This window comes from Chryseobacterium sp. BIGb0232 (assembly GCF_024810195.1).
GTDB classification, from domain to species: domain Bacteria; phylum Bacteroidota; class Bacteroidia; order Flavobacteriales; family Weeksellaceae; genus Chryseobacterium; species Chryseobacterium pennae.
Window position 1 is genome coordinate 68,788 of record NZ_JANUEH010000012.1, and the last position, 21,951, is coordinate 90,738.

Below are 21,951 nucleotides of genomic sequence, written 5' to 3' on the forward strand. Positions count from 1 at the left end.
TGGTTAAAGGATTGGTTAGAAAAATGTATTCTTTTATTCTGTCCTAAGTGCCAGAATTGGCAGGAGAAATTACTTTTATCAGTGCCAATTGATTTAGGGGCGACATTATTAGGGTATCTAAAGCCGCCATTGCTTCATTCGGTTCAATGGTACCTATTCCTGATCTTGCCAATCGGGTTTTAAATGCTTCGGGCACCACTCCCCCAACACCTATATTGCCCCAGTAGCCCCAATTCATCACTTTAACCGGGCATGTCCATTCATTTGCCAGCTTAATGGCAAACGAATCTTTAAATGTACAACCTGCTGCGTAACTGCTTTGGCCCAAAGCTTTGCCAAATGAACCTATAGATGAAAAGAAGAGCACAAAATCGAGCTTTTCCTTGCCAAATACTTGTGCAATATGTACGCTTATATCGACGTTTGCCGATAAACCTTCGCTGAAAAGATCCTCTTCCATTTTGGCTAAACTTCGGTCTAAGGAACCAACTGCAGAATGTATTACCCCGTTAATTGTTTTGTATTGAGCTTTTATTTTTTCATACGCTTTCTGAAGCGCATCGATATTTGTGGCATCGGCTGATATATAAATTGGAGCTTTCCCATAAATGCTCAAATTTTCGCATTTTTGCCTTATCTGTTCGTCTTCTGGTCGTCGTCCTATCCAAATCACTTGCGCTTGAAAATGTTTAATTAAGTAGCTAGTCCAGACTTCGCCCAGCCCACCAGCACCGCCAATTACCACGTATACTCCATTGGTTTTATACCTGTTTTCGGACTGGCTTTGTGGCTCAATGGGTATTAGATTAAGCTGATACCATTGCTTATGTCGATATACCCATGCATCGCCCATTGCATTAACCGGTAAGGTAAATAGATTTACAGGAGGCAATTCTGTGGTTTTTGCCAAATCAATTAGCCTAATTTTCCAATTGGGATATTCTTTAGCCAGCGAACCGATTAACCCATGGAGAGAAGCATGTGCCGGATTAAGCTCTTCATTTTTTAACAGCGCATAAGCCTTAGCTGTCAAAATGGTCCAACCCAGCTCCGATGTTCCATAATTTAAGGCTAAAAGTGCCTTAATCATCCTGAAGAAGCTCATTACGATACGCTTTTGCGTCTTTATAATGGAGTTTTCTGCTGTCAAATCTTGATAATTCTCTGGGGTTAACCATACAATATGATCAATTTTCTCGGTCTTATTTAATTCAGCTAGCATTTCATCCATCTCAGCATCCACTCTGATATTTAAGGTTTTAGCCAAAGGGTATTGCGCTTTAACTACTCCTTGGATTTCATCAGCTCCGCCAACAATTAACACCTGTTTATCTTCTTCGGGATACAGTGTTCCTTCTGAAATTCTACTCTTTTCTAACATTGGCTTTAGTAACCTAGCCTCTCCGTTCAAGGGGCTAGGTTCCTCGATTGTAGTAACCGAGGAATGTCCGGCATCCAATTTTGCAACCTCGTTGTTATTCAATGAACGAGATGAAAAGCCATGCATGCTTACACACAGTAGCCCCTCGCTTGTACAAATTTCAATATCTAACTTCTGTACTTTATCTTCTATTTTGCTATTCTTTGAAAATTTTACAGTCGCCCACATTTCTTCGCTACAGCTACCGTGTATTTTCATTTTATCCATTCCAAATAGCAAAGCTCCTGTTCTGGTTGAGCTAAGCGATTCGTTCAGTGTAAATGCCAGGGAAGCGTGTACAGCTGCATCTACCATACAAGGATGCAGCGCGAATTCATTGATTGATTGCTTTAAAAACGAGGGGAGTTTTAATTTTACCAGCAGTTGATTTTCTCCTTTATATACACGCTCTATAGCTTGGTAAGCAGGACCATACTTTACTCCTAAATTCTGATATGCTGTATAACAAGTCGCTCCATCAATGCTTGACTTATTGCAAATTGTCTTTAACTGGTTAAGGTCTAGTATAACCGGAGCTTCCGGCTCGTAAATGGTTACTTTTCCTTGTACATGAAGTACTTTATCGGCTTCACTATTGCCCGTAACTTCAAAGCTAACAACATCGTCCTCATTTTCTGATAGTTCTAAATAAGTTTCTCGTCCTCCTTCTTCAATCACAAGTGGTCTAAGCCAGGATACATTCGAAAAACAAACAAGTGGAGACTCGTCCTTTTCTAAGCTAAACGCTTGATTTAAGCCTGCTCGTACCATCTCCAAGTACGCTACGCCGGGCAATATGATTGTGTCATTGACCACATGGTCTGCTAGAAAAAACTCTTTTCCCGTAAAGGAAGAAGTAAATTTAACCGAATAAAAATCTGAAATGTTCGTATGAAGTAAGGGATGAAGCTCCAAAGATTGGCTACCCTTCTCTTTTACATCCTCTATTTTATGATAAAGAGTGTTTTCAGGCTTCCAATAGCGCTCTGTTGCAAAGGAATAGGCCGGCAAACTCATCTTGTATGGACGTTCGTTCGTATAGAGACTTTCCCAATCAACCCATGCTCCCTTCAGCCACATTTTCAATACTTTCTCGTACTCTTTTTGTCCAATCCATTTAACGATTAAATCATTTAATTCCTCTTTATCCAATAAGGTTTCCATTTCCTTTTTGAATTGAACATGTCCCGTATATACTTGATTTGCGGTTTTATCGTCCTTACAAAATGCCATTAATTGCACTTCTAATTCTGAGAGGGTTTTAGCAAATATTCCTAAGCGTTCCTCCATTTCTTCTCGACCCGTTTGCAAGGTGTATGCCATAGAAACTAGCTCATCCTCCTTAATTAATCCTGCTTTAATGGCCTGCAACAGTTTTTCTACATTTTTTTTCAACTGCTTTGTATTTTTTGCCGACAAAACAATTAAAACCGGCTCAGTTGCCAAGTCGCTCCTTTCGTTTACAGGAGGAATATATTCTTCGATAATTACATGCCCGTTAGAACCTCCTGCTCCAAAAGCGGATAATCCTGCTCTCCTGGGAAGGGTTTGTGCCGTTCCATTTTTTTCTGTCCCGGTAGATTTCCAGTCCTCCAATTCCTGTTGTACATGAAAAGGTGTTTGACTAAAATCTATGTTCGGATTTGCTATTTTAGAATGAAGAGAGGGCACTAATTGTTTATGTTTAAGTTGAAGCAGTACTTTGGTCAATCCGGCTATACCGGCCGCACTTTCGCAATGCCCTATATTTGTTTTTACCGAACCAATGGAACAATATTGATAATCTGTGGTATACTCTTTAAGTATCATGGTAAGGGCAGCAATCTCGATTGGGTCGCCTAATGAGGTACCTGTTCCATGTGCTTCGATATAATTAATGGTTCTAGGGTCTATCCCCGATCTTTCGATCGCTTTCTTTATTACCGCTGCCTGTGCTTTCGGATTGGGCACCGTATATCCATTCGTTTTTCCTCCGTGATTAATTGCTGTGGCTTTTATCACGCCGTATATCTGATCCTTGTCTGCTATTGCCTGTGATAGTGGCTTTAACAATACCGCACCTACTCCTTCTCCGGGAACATATCCGTCACCATCTTTACCAAAGGTTTCACAACGCCCTTTGCTTGAGGCAAATCTGGCTTGACCGAGAATAATATATTTGTTGGGATGAATGGATACATTTACACCTCCCGCAATTGCCAGCTGGCAATCGCCTTGGCGAATACTTTGGCAAGCCAAGTGTAATGCCGTTAGAGAAGACGAACACATGGTATCAATGGTTAAGCTCGGTCCGTTGAAATTGCAGAAGTACGATATTCTATTTGCTATAGATGATGCATTGCCTGGTAACACCAACGGACGACCTTGAAGCGTTTCTGAAATACCGTATAATTGATATTCGCTGTACATGGAAGCTGCAAAAACCCCGACGTTTCCATTGAACTTTTTTGAGATTGACTGGCGTGTGTACCCTGCATCTTCGAGAGTATGGTAGACGCATTGCATAAATAATCGTTCTTGAGGATCCATCATTTCTGCTTCTATAGGAACAATGTTAAAAAATAAAGGATCAAATTCATCTACAGATTCGATAAATCCCCCCCATTTAGCATACGTTTTATTCTTTGCCTCTTTATCCTTGTCATAATACAAACTATGATTCCAACGATTTATGGGTACTTCGGTAATGCTGTCTTTCCCTTCTTTTAGGTTCTGCCAAAACAGATCTGTGTTTTCGGCGCCCGGGTATTTTCCGGCAAGCCCTATTACCGCTATATCTTCTTCTGAATGGCCATTATTTTCGGACCTTACAACCTTCTTAGAAGTATAAGGGATGCTTGAATTTCTATTTTCCACTATCCGAGTTACAGCTGGAGCGGTTGTATCGGTTGAATATCCGGTTACCTGCTGCATTAGCTCTGGAAAAGCCTCCACAAAATGTACCGCTAATTCTGCAATGGTTTGGTACTCAAAGAAAAGTGTTTTAGGCAAAGAACCAAAAGTCCGTTCCAGTTCTTTCGTTAGTTCCATCACCATCACCGAATCTATACCGTATTTTTCCATCGGCATGACCTCATCTATACGGTTGGCAGGAACATCTATCACGCTTGAAATTTGCTCCTTCAAAAAAAGAATCGTTTTCTTCATCAAAACTTTATCCAATTTTCCTTCAGGATTATTTTGCGTTAAAGGAGACTCGTCTACTTGTATGGATTGTATTTCGGAAGTGTTGTTTTGAACCGAAATCATTTTATCCACCTCGCGTATCGACAGGCCTTTTACGCGAATGCATATTTCACCGGCATCGTCGTACAAATCTACATTCAGTTTCTTGATGTTTCCCTTGTTCGAATTCGGGTCTACATACCTGATCCATGACCACATGTGAGGGGTACATTTCTTACTAATCTCTACCTCGTCTAAAGCAAATGGCAAAGTTAAGGTAACTTGATGATCGCCATCTAAATTCATAAGGCCAATAGATGCGTGTAATGCAGCATCCATTAAACCCGGATGTATGCTGTATTCTTGCAGTGTATACTCCAAATGAGGGGGTAAAACTAGTTTTGCCAATACTTCGTTGGGTGCTAGGTACACTTCATTCATTAGGCGGTAAACATCCCCGTACTCGATCCCCATTTTCGCATACGTTGTATAATAAAATGAAACTGGAACTGAGGATGGACTAAGCCGCTCGAACACCGCCTTAAAATCTGTAATAACCGCGTTATTTTCTTGTATTGAAATATTGCCTTGGCTATTGACTACCCAACTGTCGTCTTCGTCGCTTTTGCTTTTTATTTCAAAATAAATTTCGCCTTTGTCGTTTTGATTAATTTCTGTTGTCAAAAGCAATTTTTCTTTTTTAACCTCTGCCGGCCTTGCCCAAACCGCATTTTTAATCTGTAATCGGTAGGATGTTGTATCTTTCAAATGTGGGAGCGATTCGATCGCAGCCACTCGTGCCATTTCCAAATAGGCTACAGCAGGAAGCACTCCTCTCCCTTTAATTTTATGCTCGGAAAGAAAAAAATCGGAACTGTTTAGGGATGTGGTAAACCTTTGTTCATGCAGGGTTGAGCAATTTTGATGCAGTAAAGGATGCAGCGTTTCTTTAATTCCTTTCGCTAAACGCGAAGCAAATCCGGTTCCGAGTGGCACAGGATAGGTTTCTGTTGAGAATGCATACCCGGGCAAATGAAGTATTTTTGGTTGGGTGCTGTATAAACTACTCCAGTCCACAGCTGCTCCCATAACCCATTGTTTAGCCAAGTCTCCCAAGGAAGTAGTTGAAATTAACTTAGTTTGGTTTTGTGTGTATACGCTGCCTTGGTATTGATGACTAGCCGCGTTATTTTGAAGGAATAAATTAAGTTCTTTTAAACATTCTTCTGTAGAACTTACCTCAAAAGCTATACGGATTTCCATTTCCTCGCGCCCTGTTTGGAGTGTAAAAGCCAAATCTTCTATACTTACCTCTCGATGTTCTGAGATATACGCTTGTAGCCTTTGTGCAGTTGCTTTTAGCTGATCGCTTGTTTTCGCCGACAAAATAATTAACATCGGTAAAGTCATAGCAATTAACGTATCCGCTGCCGGCACATACTCTTCTATTACGGCATGAGCGTTGGTTCCGCTTATTCCTGAAGTACTTACTACAGCAATTCTCGGCTGATTCTCTGCTACCTGCCATTCTATATTGCGTGTATTTAAGCTAAAAGGAGTATCTTTAAGTTGAATGTACTCATTTAAAAATTGATGCGAAACACCCGGTATCGTTCTGTTTTTTATCGCTAATACGGTTGCCATTAAGCTAACAATACCGGAAGCTGCAAAGGTATGCCCTACCAGGGGTTTAACAGAACTGAGTGAACAAAAATTAGTTTTAGTTGTCTTGTTTTTGAAAGCGGCACTCAATGCTTGTATTTCTAATGGATCGCCAAACTTAGAACCTGTGCTGTGCGTCATAACCATTCCAATTGTTTCAGGGTTGATGTTGTATTTTTCATAAATACTTCCCATAAGTTCTGCCTGACTAACTGGATCGGGGCTCGTTAAACCGTTCGTTTTTCCATCGTAATTAACCCCAGAGGCTTTAATACTAGCGTAAATAGAATCTCCGTCCTTAATTGCTTTTGACAAGGGTTTGAGTAGCAATACCGCCACCGATTCTGCGGGTACAATCCCGGTAGCTTCCTGATCAAAAACGGCACATTTTCCATCCGTAGAAAGCATTCCTACTTTCCCTAATCCTTGATAAATAGAGGGAGATAATAGTAAGTTAACTCCGGCCACCAATGCAGCGTCGCATTCGGCATTGCGAAGCGCTGAGCAGGCCTGATGTAGCGCCACAAGCCCCGAAGAACAAGCGGCCGTTAGGGACATATTTGGTCCCTTTAGGTCTAATAAATAGGCAATACGAGCCGATAATATGGCATTTTGATTGCTGATAACGTTGTTTTTTTCATCCTTAAAAAAGCCATGTTCGCTTTCTTCTACTCCAACAAAAACCCCGCATTTACTTCCCCTAATTTTACTCCCGGTATACCCGGCGTCTTCCAGCGCATGCCAAGCCTCTTCTAAAAAAATTCGCTGTTTAGGGTCCATGCAACGCGCTTCTTTTGGGGATATATTGAAAAACAAGGAGTCAAACTGATCTACACCTGAAATAAAGCCTCCCCATTTGCAATTGCTTTTTCCTGTGGAATTATTCTCCGTTTCGTAATATTCGTGTACATCCCATCTGTTTAATGGAATTTCGGTAATTGTGTTTTTACCTGCTTGTATATTGTTCCAAAAGTCTTCTTTAGTATCAGCCCCCGGAAATCGTCCGCTCATTCCAATAATGGCTATTGGTTCGTTCGCTAAGGAAGCTTCCATCAAATTTGCTTCTTGCTTCGGAATAGCTGCTTTTTCCTCAATCGAAACCGGTTTATTTAGGTGCTGATTGCTTAACTCTTGAACAATTTGCCTGTCGTATTTTTTCAGTAATGCTTCTTTATGATTTTCTATCAAAAACCGACTAATTTTAAACAGGTTTGCATGACTAAAGAACATAGTGGGGTTAATTTCTACCTTAAAGCAGGCCGTCATGCTGTCGGCTAAATTTAATAGGCTTACGGAATCAAATCCATAATCAGCAAGCGCCACATCGGTTTCTAACTTGCTCGTATCGATTTTAGAAATACTTTTTACTAGCTCCTTCAAATCGTCTATTAAAACCCTCTCCATCGCCATTTCAGAAAGGACGCTACCCTGATAAAAATCGGAAGCGGCTTGAGTGGGCTGTGGTAAAATTTCGGGTGCTTCATTTTCGATTTTCAAAATCTGATGTATGCGTGGTGCTTTCCCTACCATAACCAAGCTTGAAGCGGAAGTGCTCGAAATCAGTTGTTCCATTAATTCCAATCCCCTTGCCGATTCCAAATACCCTTGTCCGGTAACTCCCAGATAATTTTCTACCTCCTCAGTGGCCTTCCCTCCCATTAGGCTTTCACGCCATAATGGCCAACAAATTGTCCGAATTTTTGTTCCTTCTCTTGATTCATTGCAACTGGCATAGGTGTGTTGATACCGGTTTCCAACGGCATAATCACAAAATCCAAAATCGCCTAATATGGCTGAAGTGGAAGAAAACAAGCAAATAAAATCTAAGCTCCGATTGGAGAATATTCGATCTATCACCTCTGTTCCCTCTACTTTAGGTGCAAGCACTTCCAGAAATCGATCAATTTCTTTATTCTGAAAAGATGTATACTCTTGTATTCCAGCTAAGTGCATCACACCCTTTACAGATTGAGCGAGTTTATCTACACTGTTTAATGCCTTTTGCATACTTTGCTCATCGGCAACATTACAGGAAATATAAACCACTTCGGTACCGTACGATTGCAAGTCTTTTAGCTTGTTTTCCTGCTCATAATTTAGCGTGGAACGGCCGGTTAAAATAAGATTGGCTTTATACTTTTTAATCAGATACTTAGCCACTAGTACGCCTAAGCCGCCTAAACCTCCGGTAATCAGATAGGTTCCTTTCTCCCTTAATATGGTCTTTTGGGTAGAAACTGGATGCCCTTTGATCACCGGAACAAAACTCTTACCCTCCTTGTACAATACCGTACGGCCATCGCCTGTACTTGGCGCGTTTAACAAAGGATGTATCCAATTCGAAAGTTCGGCTGTTTTTTGGAATATAAGCTGAATATAGCTTTTCCTAAAAACTTCTTTTAATGACCGTTCAAAACCAATCCAAGATTCAACGTAACAGCGCTCTTGATCATTTTCATAACAGGCCCCAATCGTTATTTTAGGAATACTAATGGTTGACTCATGAATGGCTTGAAATAAAAATAACAGCGGTTCATATACCTTCCGATAGGTTGAATCTTCAACAGGCCATAAATACCAGAGGGCATCTATTTTATCCTGAACAAGACTTGAAAATAAGCGACTATACTCTTCTTTATTTTTAGGGTTGATGAAATACTTATCTATTGAGGTATTTTCATACGTTTCGGCAGTAGAAATATAAATTACCCGAGTACTAGCTGAACAGTTGGATTGTACTTCTTTTAAAATATACGCCTGTTGCTCCCCGGAACTTAGAAAACAAACTATAGTTTCTATCTTTTGAGAGGAGCTTCGTTCTGGAAACTCTTTTATTTCCCATTCTTCGCTAAAGGTCATTAACGATAGTTCCGCCTTATGCACCGTACTTTCTAATCCATTCGCTGCCTTGGTACTTAAATTACTTAATTGATTTTTTGTTGCGGCCCAATACCGTTCTTTCAAAAATGGATATGTGGGCAAATGAATACGTTTTGGCTGTATTTCTTCGTATAGGCTTTGCCATTCAATATCCTTCCCTTTTACCCATACTACTGCCAACTGCTTAGCTTTATCCTGTTCTGTAGGTTGATTATTTATCGGTAAGTAATCGCCTTTTGATAGTCTGATTTCTTGATTTGAATTAACCGTTCCAAAATAACTGCCATCAAGCAATTGTTCATTCCGGGTAAAAGCGCTTAATTTTTCTATCAGTTCCTGAATGTTTTTTACCACAAATACTGCTCTCGCGGGCATCGGCTCTCTTCCTACTTGCAGGGTATATGCAAGGCTAAAAATATCTAATTCATGGATGCTGTTTGTCTTTTGTTGATTCGATGTATTCAGTTTTTCTGCTAAGTATTTAATGTTAAAGGGCTCAGTCGGAAAAGGAATATCTAAGACTTGATGTCCCATTTTCTGTTTGATAAGCACTTGCAGCTTGTTAAACACCACCACATCAACATTGAGTTCATTCAAATCTTGCTCCAGATCTAAGTCCTTGCTATCAAAACCGGTCACTTCTGCTACCAACGGTATCAGTTCATTCAGAAGGAGGTTATTTTCTTCCTCTTCTAGATGTACATTAGAAATTGATTCTCCTTCTTGCAAAAAACGCAATACATCCAGGGCATAAGCCTGCAAACGTTCTGGGTTCTTGGCCGACAGTGGAACGATAAAGTAATTGGGTACTTTCTCTTTCGGAACTCTCTTGCTAGCACTGCTCACTGCATATTCCTCGATAATCATGTGTACATTACTTCCATTGGCTCCAAATGAACTTAATCCTGCTCTTAATGGAGGTTTTACCTGTTCTCCATTCAATTCAATTTCCGCTGCCTCCCATTTTTTCAATGTACGTTCTAAATAAAAGGGTGTATGCTCAAATGGGATTAAAGGATTAATGGTATCGGCATGAAGCGAAGGAAAAATTTCCTTCTTTTTAAATTGTAAAAGTATTTTGGTTAATCCGGCAATGCCAGCCGCAGCTTCGGAATGCCCCATTGCAGATTTTGATGAACCTACCGCACAATATTGCTTGTCGCTTGTCCATTTTTCATAAGCTCTGGTTAATCCTTGTATTTCAATTGGGTCGCCTAATGCTGTTCCAGTTCCATGTGCTTCTACATAGCTTATGGTACGGGGATGTACATTTGCCTGTTTAAGCGCCTCTGTTATCACTTCGGTTTGAGCCCTCGGGTCGGGCACAGTGGCGCCAGAAGTTTTGCCGGAATGATTAATTGAAGAGCCTTTAATTACGCCATATATCGGATAGCCTTCTTTTTCGGCACGGGCCAAACTTGTCAACAATACTACCCCCACTCCTTCACTGGGCACATAGCCTGTGCCACCTTCTCCGAAACTTCTGCACTTTCCATCCTCTGCCAAAAATTTAGCCTTTTTAAGAAATAAATATTTATGAGGGTGTGTTACCACATTTACACCTCCGGCAATGGCGAAACTACATTCTTGTTTTCGGATACTTTCACAGGCTAAATGTAAACTTGTCAAGGCAGATGAACACATGGTATCAATTGCCATACTTGGACCGTGAAAATTTAAACAATACGAAACCATGTTCGCTATAGACGATGCACTGGTACCAAATGCAGTAGTATCACCTGTTTGGGTTAATTCGGCACCAAATAGCTCGTAATGATTCCAAAATACGCCAGCAAAAACCCCTACACTTCGTTGGCTCGAAGAAGCATAATATTGTTCGGATCGATTGTTATAGAAACCAGCATCTTCACAAGCCTTCCAAGACATTTCTAAAAAAAGCCTTGCTTGAGGATCCATGATTTCGGCTTGATGAGGAGAGATATTGAAAAACAAAGGATCAAATTTATCAACATCGGCTATAAAGCCTCCATACTTATATAGACTTTCTACATCATACGAAAAGTCGTAGCCTTCCCAACGCCCCTTTGGTATTGAGCCAATACAATCCAATCCTTTGCTAAGGTTTTCGTAAAATTCTTCGAGCGAGGCTGAATTCGGATAACGCCCCGCCAAACCTATTATCGCTATATCGCCTTGTTTGTCTATCACATCCCTATCCATTTCTTGCTTTTGATTGGAGAAAGCAGATGCCTGTACTTTCAATTTATTGTCAAGGATGGAGTCTGAATCAAAGTCGAAATTAGATTGATAATACGCTTCCAGCTCGGGTTTGTATCCATAAAGAACCACCGCCTGCGTCATTTTTGAAGCTAACAGCGCCTCCAATGTTTCTAAACCAAGTTTCGATGGAAGCGGCGCCGAACCGGATGTTTCAAACATTAAATTAGCTAGCTGTTCGCTTATCTGCATCCCTCCGCTTTCCCATAAAGGCCAATTTATAGTTAAAGTAGTTCCATAGCGCTCTCCACAGTCGACCTTCTCCTGCCTTTCTTGAACTAAAATATCCATAAAAGCATTCGCACTTGAATAATCTGACTGAGCCAAATTGCCTGTAATGGCCGAAAGCGACGAAAAACAGACAAAAAAATCAAGCATTTCATTTTTTGTTGCTTCATCTAATGATATGAATCCTTTTAATTTAGGATCAAAAACTTCGTGTACAGCTTGCGGGTCTTTTTGCAATAAAAACTGATCTCGCAATACCCCGGCACAATGAATAATGCCATTGATAGAACCAAATTCCTTTTTAACATCGTCTAAAGCAGCCTTAACCGCTATTGCATTATTTATATTTACTGAAACGTAGCGTACTGTACATCCTTTTTCTGCTATGGATTTTATTTGAAGTTCCATTTCTGGGCTTAATGCGCTCCGTCCTATCAATATTAAGGTAACCTTCGTCAAATTGGAAATGTGCTGTGCAAGGGTATAGCCCAAACCGCCGAAGCCACCCGTAATCACATATACCGAATTATTTTTAAAGTACCCGGTATTTTCTCTTTCAACGGATACTTCCTTTAATTTTTTAAGGAATCTACTTTGGCCATTCTCCGTAAATATTATTTCTTCATACCCTGTTTTAAAACATTTTGCTTGTTTGTTCAGTTGTTCTGCCAAAAAAGAAAAGGAAACGGATGCGTCGGTTTGTATTTGGATAATTTGGCTGTTAATATGGGGATTTTCCAAAAATGCCGATTTTAGTAATCCAGCATAACCTAAAATAAATTTTCCGGTTATGGAACAATCGCTCAGCACTTGAAGTAGGATAGATGCAGGCCCTTTAGCAAACTTTTGCACCTCGGAAAGTAAGCCAATAAAATTCTCCTTAAAGCATTCTACCAGTTCATTTTGAGAAGATTCTATTGCAATAACCTGTTGCTCTGGCGTATGATTTAGAATTGCCTCCTTCAATCCGGCACTGCCATTCAGCATGATTATCAATCTGGTAATCTCTCTTTGTTCAGCAGTTATTTCAATGAGCGGTTGCTCCTGCCAATAGGGCTGAAAGGTTACCATTTGATTATTTAACGCACTTTTTTCTTGAACAGCTTCTGCTTTCTTAGGGCGCTGTTCTTGCGCTAAAAAATTCGCGGAATAGTTCTCTTTAATGTACTCGGCAAGCGATTTTATCGTACTATATTCAAATAATAGTGTTGGATATAATGTTGTTTTTAGATATTGCTCTAGTTTATTGACCATGGCAATCAAATCTGTAGAATCCAATCCAAGATTGTAAAATCCATCGTTAACAACTATTTCAGCAGGCTGCTTATGCAAAATTTTGGCCAACTCGTTTTGCAAATAGGTAATAATTGCGGTCAGAATATCTGCTGTAGCCATTGTGTCCCCATCTCGTTGGTTCAAATCAAGTGTATTGATTTGAGAAATAGGTTCATTGCCTTCGGTTCCGAGTGTTTTATGCGTTGCCGATGTTTTTTCTTTCAGTTGGGTAATTAATTTTGGATGACGAATTCGCTTGGCGGTTAACTGTTCAAAAGCAACCAACAGCGCTCCTTCCTTGTTGTAGATATCGATATCGGTATAAATAATATCTTGGTTTACGTTTCCTTGAGTGGAAAAAGCATTGACGCTATGCACATAAATGGAATCTGGCAATGGGTGATATACGCATACTCTCCGTATCATGAAGGGGATATAAGGTGCCTCGTCCTGAATGTTCCCTTGTTCCATTTCTTGATGATAAAAAGATAAACCGGCGAGTGTAGAACCATCCAAAAAGGCAGGGTGCACATGGAACATATTTCGGTGCTTTTCGGCAAGATCGCTTAAATGAAGATTCATTAAAACCTCTTTTTCCTGATGAAACACCACTCCTCGGGTTTTCATGAATTCCTTATGTTCAATCCCCCCCTGCTTGGCAATGGCGTACAAATTGCTCACATCCGATTTGTTCGTGCTTTTTTCTATAAAGTTGCTTATATCTAGTTGCTTGGTTCCGATTGTATGGTCGCTTACATAAATTAGCGCCTCCATATTCTCTTCGTGTCCTTCAGAAATTGACTGTCCGTTTTTGGTTCTTTCGCTAGAAATCGTAACTCTCCAGTGCGCTGCATCGAGTATCATGGTAATGCTTAGCATTTGGTCAAAATCAACAGAAGTGATCAAGGGCTTTTTAAACAGGATGTCTCTCAGTTCAATTTGGGTAGTATTCAGATATTTCATTGCCAAACGGTAAATAATATCTATAAAAGTTACTCCGGGAAGCGTACTCGTTTCGTAAACAAGGTGATCCCGAACAATGTAATTAGTATGGGTTACTAATTGCTTAAATTTCTTAATTTTTTGAGTTGAATTTACCATTGCTAATCTTCGTCTATTATAAAAAATCTCATAAAATCATTTTCTTGTGTTGTCTTTAACGACTTGGCTTCTAGGTCTAAATCAGGCTGTTCTATGGAAGATGAAGGCCAAAAAAATCGTTTATTAAATACCACAGTTTCAGTTCTTGAATCCATTACTGCTCGATTTGTTTCCGGTATCCCTTCGTCGCTAATAATAACATGCGCATTGTTTCCTCCCAAACCGAATGAACTTATCCCTCCTCTTAAAACACCCTCTACGGTCTCCCATGGCTGATACTTGAGCACAGGATAAAGCGGCGAGTTACTGAAATTGAAACGGGGATTTGGAGTTTCGCAATGCAACGTAGGCGGTAAATTCCGATTAACTATAGACAATGCGACCTTGATAATACTCGCCGCTCCTGCAGCGCATAATAAATGACCGATATTACTTTTTACACTTCCTACACCGCAAAATTGTTCTTTTGAATCGGAGTGGTTTAAGGCCCTGGTTAAGCCCCGCAATTCTATCGGATCGCCAATTAATGTTCCAGTACCATGCGTTTCCACGTAGGTAATGGTTTTAGGGTTGATATTGGCTTTCTCGATTGCGGACGTAATCAAGTCTGTTTGAGCTTCGGGGTTTGGGGTGGTTACCCCCATGGTATTTCCATCGTTGTTAATAACCGAGCTATCTATAAGGGCATAGATTTTTTGATTGTCTGTAATAGCTTGTTCTAAGGACTTCAAAACCAGTACACCACAGCCTTCTCCAATTCCAATTCCATTTGCATCGGCATCGAAGGTTTTGCAACGACCATCTGGAGACAAAATTTTAGCATTGCTTAAGCCAACAAAAAGTCCTTCATCCAATAGAATATCGACACCTCCGGCAAGCGCTATTTCTGACTCGCCACTGAGAATACTCGCGGCAGCTTGATGAATTGCTGTTAGCGAGCTTGAACAGGCTGTATCGATAACCATATTTGGCCCTTTAAAATTGTAGATATGGGCTAAATGTGCAGTGATGAAATTCTGACCAATTCCAACGATTCGATCTTTTACACTTCCCGGATATTTCATCGCGAAATTCGACGTTCTCGCTCCGGCAAATACCCCTACTCTTGTTCCCGACAACGTTTCTTTTTCTATACCGGCATCGTTTAGCGCCTCTACACTCACTTCTAACCATTGTCGTTGCAGCGGATCTATATACGGAGCCAATGATTCCGGAATATTAAAATAGCCTGGATCAAACTCTTCGATTCTATCTAAAAAACCTCCGCTATTGGATATACTTTTCCCCGATAAATACCCTCTGGGATGATAAAATTCAGCCTCGCTCCATCGCCCCGCGGGCACCTTACTGATACTATCTTTTCCCATTTTTAAGTTGTTCCAAAACTCGGTTATGTTTGATGCTCCCGGAAAATGACAAGCCATCCCAACAATGGCCACTTTTTTCGCAAAGGTTTTAATTTCCACTTTTGCTTTTGAAGATAAAAACTGTTCCTCGATGTCTTTTGAATGGGTTTTAACCAGATACTCGCAAAAACTGCGGGGTGTAGGTTGCTCTAGGAAGGTAGTCGGATCTAAACTTATACCAAAGGTTTTATCTATTTCGGCAACCAGTTGTATCAGTATAATGGAATCGATTCCGAGTTGTTGAAATGATGTATCCAATTTAATCTTGAGCTTATCCATTTTTAGCTCTCGCGATAATATATCGACAAATAGCTCCAAGACATCTTCTAAGGTTTTATTCGCAAATGGAGCGGTGGTAGAAGGAATCTCCAAGCTATTTTTATCCATTGTCAATGGAAGGTACTTGATCGACTTTTCTAACAAGCTATCGGGATGCCATAATGAACGATCTACCATGGCCGGAAGAATTACCCCGCGAATGTTATTCGCAAGTAAAATATCCAATAGTTTAAGACCTTCTTCATTTGTTTGACTAAGCAATCCCGTTTGTAAATAGCCCTTGCTTTTCACTTCTCCAAATCCGGTTTCTTGCCAACTTGACCATTGTATGCTTAATACCGGAAATTTAGCTTGACAGGATGTAGCAAAATAATCCATGTAGGCGTTGGCCATTGCGTAATCGGTCTGTCCGGTTCCCAAAGAAGGTATGGCTGAGGCAACCGAAGAAAACAGTATAAAGAATTTTAACGTTTCCTCTTTCAAACATTCGTATATGTTGTCAAGGGCAATTGTCTTTATACTGGTTATTTCTTCTATTTCTTGTTTGGACTTGCGAATAAATGCCGGATTCTTTTTATTGGTTACACCTGCACTATGAATAAAGGCAGTGATTTTGCCCAAATTATACTTCACATCAACTAGAAACTTCTGTACCTCTTGCTTATCGGTTAACAGTACCGAGCCAACCTGCACTTGAGCTCCTAAAGCTTCCAATTCTTGAATTGCTTTCAACTTATTGGACAAAGAGCTAGTTTCATTCAAATGCAAGGACCATTCGGTACGAGGTGGAATCTTTTCTCGTCCTGTTAACACTATTTTTTTCAATCCCGAGTGCTTCACAAAATGATATGCACATTGTAATCCTATCCCGCGTGTTCCTCCCGTTATCCACAAAACATCCTCGCTAGAAAATGTTATGTTGCGGATAGCCATATCCATGTTTTGCTCTTTTAAAATGGGTTGGTAACGAATCGATTCGCGAATGCTTATTTCTGATGAATGGCTAGGGGTAAAAAATTCATCCGCAATTTGCTTGGCCAACATGGAGCTTTCTTCGTTTACTGCTACATCTAAATGAAGGCTGGCTAAATGGCGGTATTCCTGTTCTAAGGTTCGGTATAAGGCGGCCGTATCGGCTCCTGCAAAATGGCCAAACGCTTCGTCGAAAGCTTCTAAGCCTTGCGTTACGCCCATCAATTTTAGTCCTTCCCTTTTACCAAACTCCACTAATTGCTGTATCAAGGGTATCCGTTTATACGTATAATCTCTTTCTTCTCCGCAGCCTAGCACATCAATCAACCCATCAAATTCATCCCAACGGCTCCAACTTGTACAAAAATCATCCGCAAGGTTATACTCAACAATTTCTGCCTCATTAAAATATTCGGCTATCTGTTGTGCCAAGCTCATGGTTGCTGTTGAACACAGCAAAATCACTTTGTTCGCCTTTACGTTCTTTTCGGTCGTTTCAAGGGCTAGCCATTTTTTGGCCAGAAATTTCGGTTCCCTCGTGCTACTGAGTGACTGCTTTTTTTGCACGGTACTAGCCGTTTCAGTGGGTAACCAATGGCGCTCTCGTGCAAAGGGATAGGTAGGTAAACTAATGCGCTGAGGGATATCGGTATACAATTGCGCCCAATCTATTTTTTTACCCTCCAGCCATAATTGCGCAATTTTTGCTAGTCGATCGGGTCTATCTGTGTTTGCATCCCAATTGTCATCTAGGATTTCGTATTCTTTCAGTGCCGGTTCAACCATTCCTACACTAACCTGACTTACTGAATCATTTTGTATAAATGAGATTAAATGTTCAGCCACTTCATTAATCGTGTGGGCATTAAATGCCAATCGATATTCCATTTCATCTCTTCCTACCTGCAAGGTATAGGCAAGATCGCGAAGCGCTATTTCAGTTTCCTTTTTTAGAAAGCTCACTATGTTGTGGGCCTGTGTATTCAATTGCGCTGAACTTTTGGCCGATAAAATAATGAGTTCCGAATCTTGGCCTTGACCATTTTTTTTCTTGCCATTCATATACGCTTCTATTACCATGTGGGCATTGGTTCCACTAAATCCGAAAGAACTAATGGCAGCTCTCATCGGTACGTTATCATCTGTTTTCCAATCTTTAAGTTCTTTATTGATATAAAAAGGTGATTCTTTAAAATCGAAATGCGGCGTAGGGATTTCTACATTAAGTGTTGGCGCTATTTTACGGTATTTCATTGACAGCAACACTTTATGTATACCGGCTATACCTGCCGCCGCTGAGGCATGTCCGATATTGCTTTTCACTGAACCTAAACCGCAATAATTCTTTTTCTGGCTATTGGCCGTATATACGGCAGACAAGGCTTCCAACTCAATTGGGTCACCTAATTTAGTGCCTGTTCCATGCAGTTCTACATATTGAATGTTTTCGGGCTGGATATTAAACCTCGAATACACATCTCGCTCAAGTTCTGTTTGGCTTTTAACACTGGGAGCAGTAATGCCGTTAGTTCTTCCATCTTGATTAATTCCGGAGCCAATTATTACCCCATGAATGTTGTCTTTATCTCTGATTGCATCGCTTAACCTTTTTAGTACTACCGCTCCCACTCCTTCTCCGGGCACAAAACCATCAGCGCTGGTATCCAGGGTTTTGCATTGCCCATCTTTCGCCAACATGCCTCCTGAACACATGCTTATGTATGAATCTGGAGTTAAGTACAAGCTCACTCCGCCGGCCAGTGCCATATCTGTTTCCTTATTGAGTAAAGCCTGACAAGCCAGGTGAATACTGACCATTGAAGAGGAACAAGCAGTATCTAAGGCAATGGCTGGCCCCTTTAAATTTAAATGGTAGGCAATTCGTGCTGCCGCAATGGAGTAACTATTACCCATTGTGGCCGACATACCGGTACTATTACCGTGAAGCATCAGCCCATATTCAAAACTCATAATTCCGAGGTAAACGCCGCATTTCTTGTTTGAAAGGGTTTCCGTGTTGTATCCGGCATCTTCAAAGGCGCTGTAGGCTTCTTGTAAAAATAAACGGTGTTGAGGGTCCATTAGTTCTGCCTCGGCAGGCGGAATTGAAAAGAAGGATGGATCAAAATACTCAATATCGTCTACTGCGCCTAACCACTTACAATATGTTTTTCCCTTTCTATATGGAGTAGCATCGTAATAGTCTTCTATGTTCCATCGGAAAGAGGGTACTTCTTTAATCGAATTTCTTCCTGCGGATAAGTTTTCCCAGTATTGCGCTAAATTCATCGCATCTGGGTATCTACCCGACATGCCGATGATAGCGATTTTATTTTTTTCTTCTATTTTACCAGAAGCTTTTACGTCTACAGCGCTGCTGATCTGTTGTTTGGCCTCTTCTACACTAATGCTTCCAGATTGAAGAGCTTTTAATATTCTAAGGTTCTGTGCGTTCATAGTTTTTATTTTCCGAAAAAATTTAAAATTCGTTCTTTCACTTCGGGATGATGAAAAGTTATTTCATGCATGGTGAGTTCTTCGTCTATAACTTTGGAAAGTTCTTGGCGTACTTGCTTCACCAAATGATCCTTTAAGGTTACCAATGCCAATCGAGGTTTCTCAGCGAGTTGGTTCGCGAGTTGTTGTGCATAGGGCAGTACCTCAGTTCTCGGCAACACCTTAAATGGAATTCCTCTTTTTTCGAGGTCATCGCCTCGAAAGTTGCTCCCGCTTAAGAGCATTTCCTCTGATAATGCTAATCCTAATTTTTTGGGTAAAATATAGGTGGCTCCCATACCCGGAGTGAAACCGTATCGCATAAAATTAGTCGTGTATATACTTTCTCTGCTTAACACAACAAAATCGGCAAATAACCCCATCACAAAGCCTCCTCCAATGGCATGGCCTTGCATAGCCGATATTACCGGAATGGGGCAATTAAGCGCCAGGCTGTATAAATTGGAATCTGAAAATTTAATTTTCTTATCGTAGATATCGAGCAGCCCCTGCATACTCCCTCCTGAGGCAAAATAATTTGAATATCCTGTAAGAATTACGGCTTTGTATTTCTCATTTGAAGCAATGTTTTCAAATACACGGACTAATGCATCCGTTAATTCGGGTGAAAATGCATTTTTATATTCTTCATCCTTCATCACAACCTGCAAAATGCTGGGTGTTATTTCTAAGGTTTCAATCACTGATCTCTCCATATTCCGGTATTAAAATATTGTGGTGTTATTAACTCGTATTGCCTAAATTATTTTCCCATGGAAGCTTTTCATTTTGAATATAATCGGCAATAACGCTCAGAATTTTAGGGTCGGAGAAAATTGCTTGATTCGTGCTAACGGCATATCCCTGTACCTCGCTAAGAAAATTATCTAAGTCCTTTCTGTACTTTTTATATCTCCTAATTCCCTCTTTTGGTAGTTTTTCCAATCTACGCAGATGTGTTTTAAGTAATGAATCGCTGTCTGCCGCATAGGCATCCACTAGGCCGTAATGCTGAGCGACTTCTGCCGAAAAGGACTTGGTCATTAAGGTTAAATAGTGCGATTTTTGGTAACCCACTTTTCGAATAAGAAATGGTAGTACGCAAGCAGGAAACAAGCCAAATAACAACTCAGATAAACCAAATTGAGCACTATTTTTGGCTAGTACCACATCACAAGCGGCCACAAAACCTAAACCTCCGGCATTTGCTCTTCCTTCTACATGTGCCAAAGACACGTAAGGTCCTGTAGCTAACTTTAGCCAAATTGAGTATAGCTTATCGGGAATTTTATCAGACATCGGTATTTGCTCGAAATTTGATGCTATGGAATCTAAATCGGCACCCAGGCAAAATATATCGGCCCTTCCTTCGAAAACAACTACCGTACTTTTTTCTTCGCATATGGCTAATACCTGATCAATTTCATCCACCATAACTTCATCAATTGTATTTTTTGCCTCCGGCCGATTAAATTTGATAAAGCAAATTGTTCCACGAAATTGAACTTCGAGCGTTTGATACCTTAGGTTATCCATTTATAATTACGGTGAAAATTCGTTATATTTGTTAAGATAAGACGTTCAGATTGGTCGGTTGAAATTATTTCAGGTACCCTATCTAAATTAAGTTGAATATCGCGTGTTCCAAATTTTATCGTATCGCTTCCCTTCAATAACTCGTCGTATTCACTCATGGATAGCTCATATCGTTGATCGAGCTGCCTTTCAATGTTATACTGCTGAACATATTTTTGGCCAGCGGGTGTTACTACTCCGCTATAAAATTCTGAACAACAACCTGAGCCGTAAGAAAAACATCCAATACGTTTAGCACGCTCAAACGTTCCCTTTTCTATCGTGCTCAATAGCGATAAAAAAACCGTGGCCCCCATAATATTTCCCACGCGTTGACAATAGCTCAATCCCGGAACCACTCGTTCGTTGAAATCATTTTCTATATCGGAAGGCGCCGCTTTAAGCATCTTTCTCATCATGGTTCTATGTGCTCCCTTTACCATTCCACCAAATGGCGTGTGAAAAGTCAGGTATTGAAAGCTATCGCGATACGAGGCCCCTATTACTCTTTTTTGATATTCCAGAAATGCATTTTCACAACAATCTAAGTAGGCCAAAAGCGACATATCTACATCGCCGGCTTCGCCATCGGTAACGGGTCTACAGGTATCCATAATTTCATAGCCGTAATATCCGCTAGCCCCTTGATCCAATTGAAAAACATGAGGGCTATCGCTTACCAACATGGCTACGGCTCCCGCTCCACCACTCGGTTCGGCGAATGACCAATCTTGTTCTTCCAAAGAAATTCCTGGCACAATCATAAACCTGGAAATATCACTGGCAATTACCAAGGCCTTTGCACCGGGCGAGGTATTGGAGAGAATAAAGTTAACCGCCATTTGAAATCCAATCGTACCTGAATAACACGCTTGTTTAATCTCCATCATTCTACAGTTTTTACTCAGGTTTAGGTATTTATGAATATAGGTGCTGATGGATTTACCGAAATCGATTCCGGATTCTGTACAGGTGATTAACAATTCTATTTTTTGTTTTTCTTCCTCGGATAACTTATCCACTATAGGCTTCGCCGCATTTACCCCAAACGATATGGGATCTTCGAAAGGCATTGCCACTGCTTTCTCTTTCATCATTAAGTTGACGAACCTTTTAGTATCTAACTGTCTATGAAGGGCAAGCTTGTTCACATCTAAAAAAGCACTCCCTGCATAAACGTTCATGGATTCTATTCCTACATTGATCATATTTTGATTTTTTTTTATAGGTATACTCGATTAATAACTGATTAAG

5 protein-coding genes are annotated in these 21,951 nt (G+C 40.5%); all 5 read right to left on the bottom strand.

The features are described from left to right. Nucleotides 1–43: 43 nt before the first annotated feature. From M2372_RS21215 to M2372_RS21235, 5 genes are read right to left on the bottom strand one after another with little or no spacing between them, the layout of a single operon-like run. Nucleotides 44–13,969: an SDR family NAD(P)-dependent oxidoreductase gene (locus tag M2372_RS21215; RefSeq protein ID WP_123321251.1), complete on the bottom strand. Its 13,926-nt coding sequence runs from the start codon at nucleotides 13,967–13,969 to the stop codon at nucleotides 44–46. A gap of 2 nt (nucleotides 13,970–13,971) precedes the next feature. Then, complete coding sequence (locus M2372_RS21220; RefSeq protein ID WP_123321250.1) at nucleotides 13,972–19,083, bottom strand: type I polyketide synthase; 5,112 nt, start codon at nucleotides 19,081–19,083, stop codon at nucleotides 13,972–13,974. A 5-nt stretch (nucleotides 19,084–19,088) separates the two neighbouring features. Next, nucleotides 19,089–19,838 carry a polyketide synthase gene (locus M2372_RS21225; protein WP_123321249.1) on the bottom strand — a complete coding sequence of 250 codons (750 nt, stop codon included), beginning with the start codon at nucleotides 19,836–19,838 and terminating at the stop codon, nucleotides 19,089–19,091. A gap of 28 nt (nucleotides 19,839–19,866) precedes the next feature. After that, complete coding sequence (locus M2372_RS21230) at nucleotides 19,867–20,658, bottom strand: enoyl-CoA hydratase/isomerase (protein WP_123321248.1); 792 nt, start codon at nucleotides 20,656–20,658, stop codon at nucleotides 19,867–19,869. Beyond that, on the bottom strand, nucleotides 20,646–21,905 hold the full coding sequence (locus tag M2372_RS21235; protein ID WP_123321247.1) for a hydroxymethylglutaryl-CoA synthase family protein: 1,260 nt from the start codon (nucleotides 21,903–21,905) through the stop codon (nucleotides 20,646–20,648). Before M2372_RS21235 ends, M2372_RS21230 begins: the two co-directional genes overlap by 13 nt. Nucleotides 21,906–21,951 lie beyond the last annotated feature (46 nt).

Coding starts and splice junctions, on each gene's coding strand:
- M2372_RS21230 (WP_123321248.1), bottom strand. CDS start 20,658: ATGGATAACCTAAGGTATCAAACGCTCGAAGTTCAATTTCGTGGAACA.
- M2372_RS21215 (WP_123321251.1), bottom strand. CDS start 13,969: ATGGTAAATTCAACTCAAAAAATTAAGAAATTTAAGCAATTAGTAACC.
- M2372_RS21235 (WP_123321247.1), bottom strand. CDS start 21,905: ATGATCAATGTAGGAATAGAATCCATGAACGTTTATGCAGGGAGTGCT.
- M2372_RS21225 (WP_123321249.1), bottom strand. CDS start 19,838: ATGGAGAGATCAGTGATTGAAACCTTAGAAATAACACCCAGCATTTTG.
- M2372_RS21220 (WP_123321250.1), bottom strand. CDS start 19,083: ATGAACGCACAGAACCTTAGAATATTAAAAGCTCTTCAATCTGGAAGC.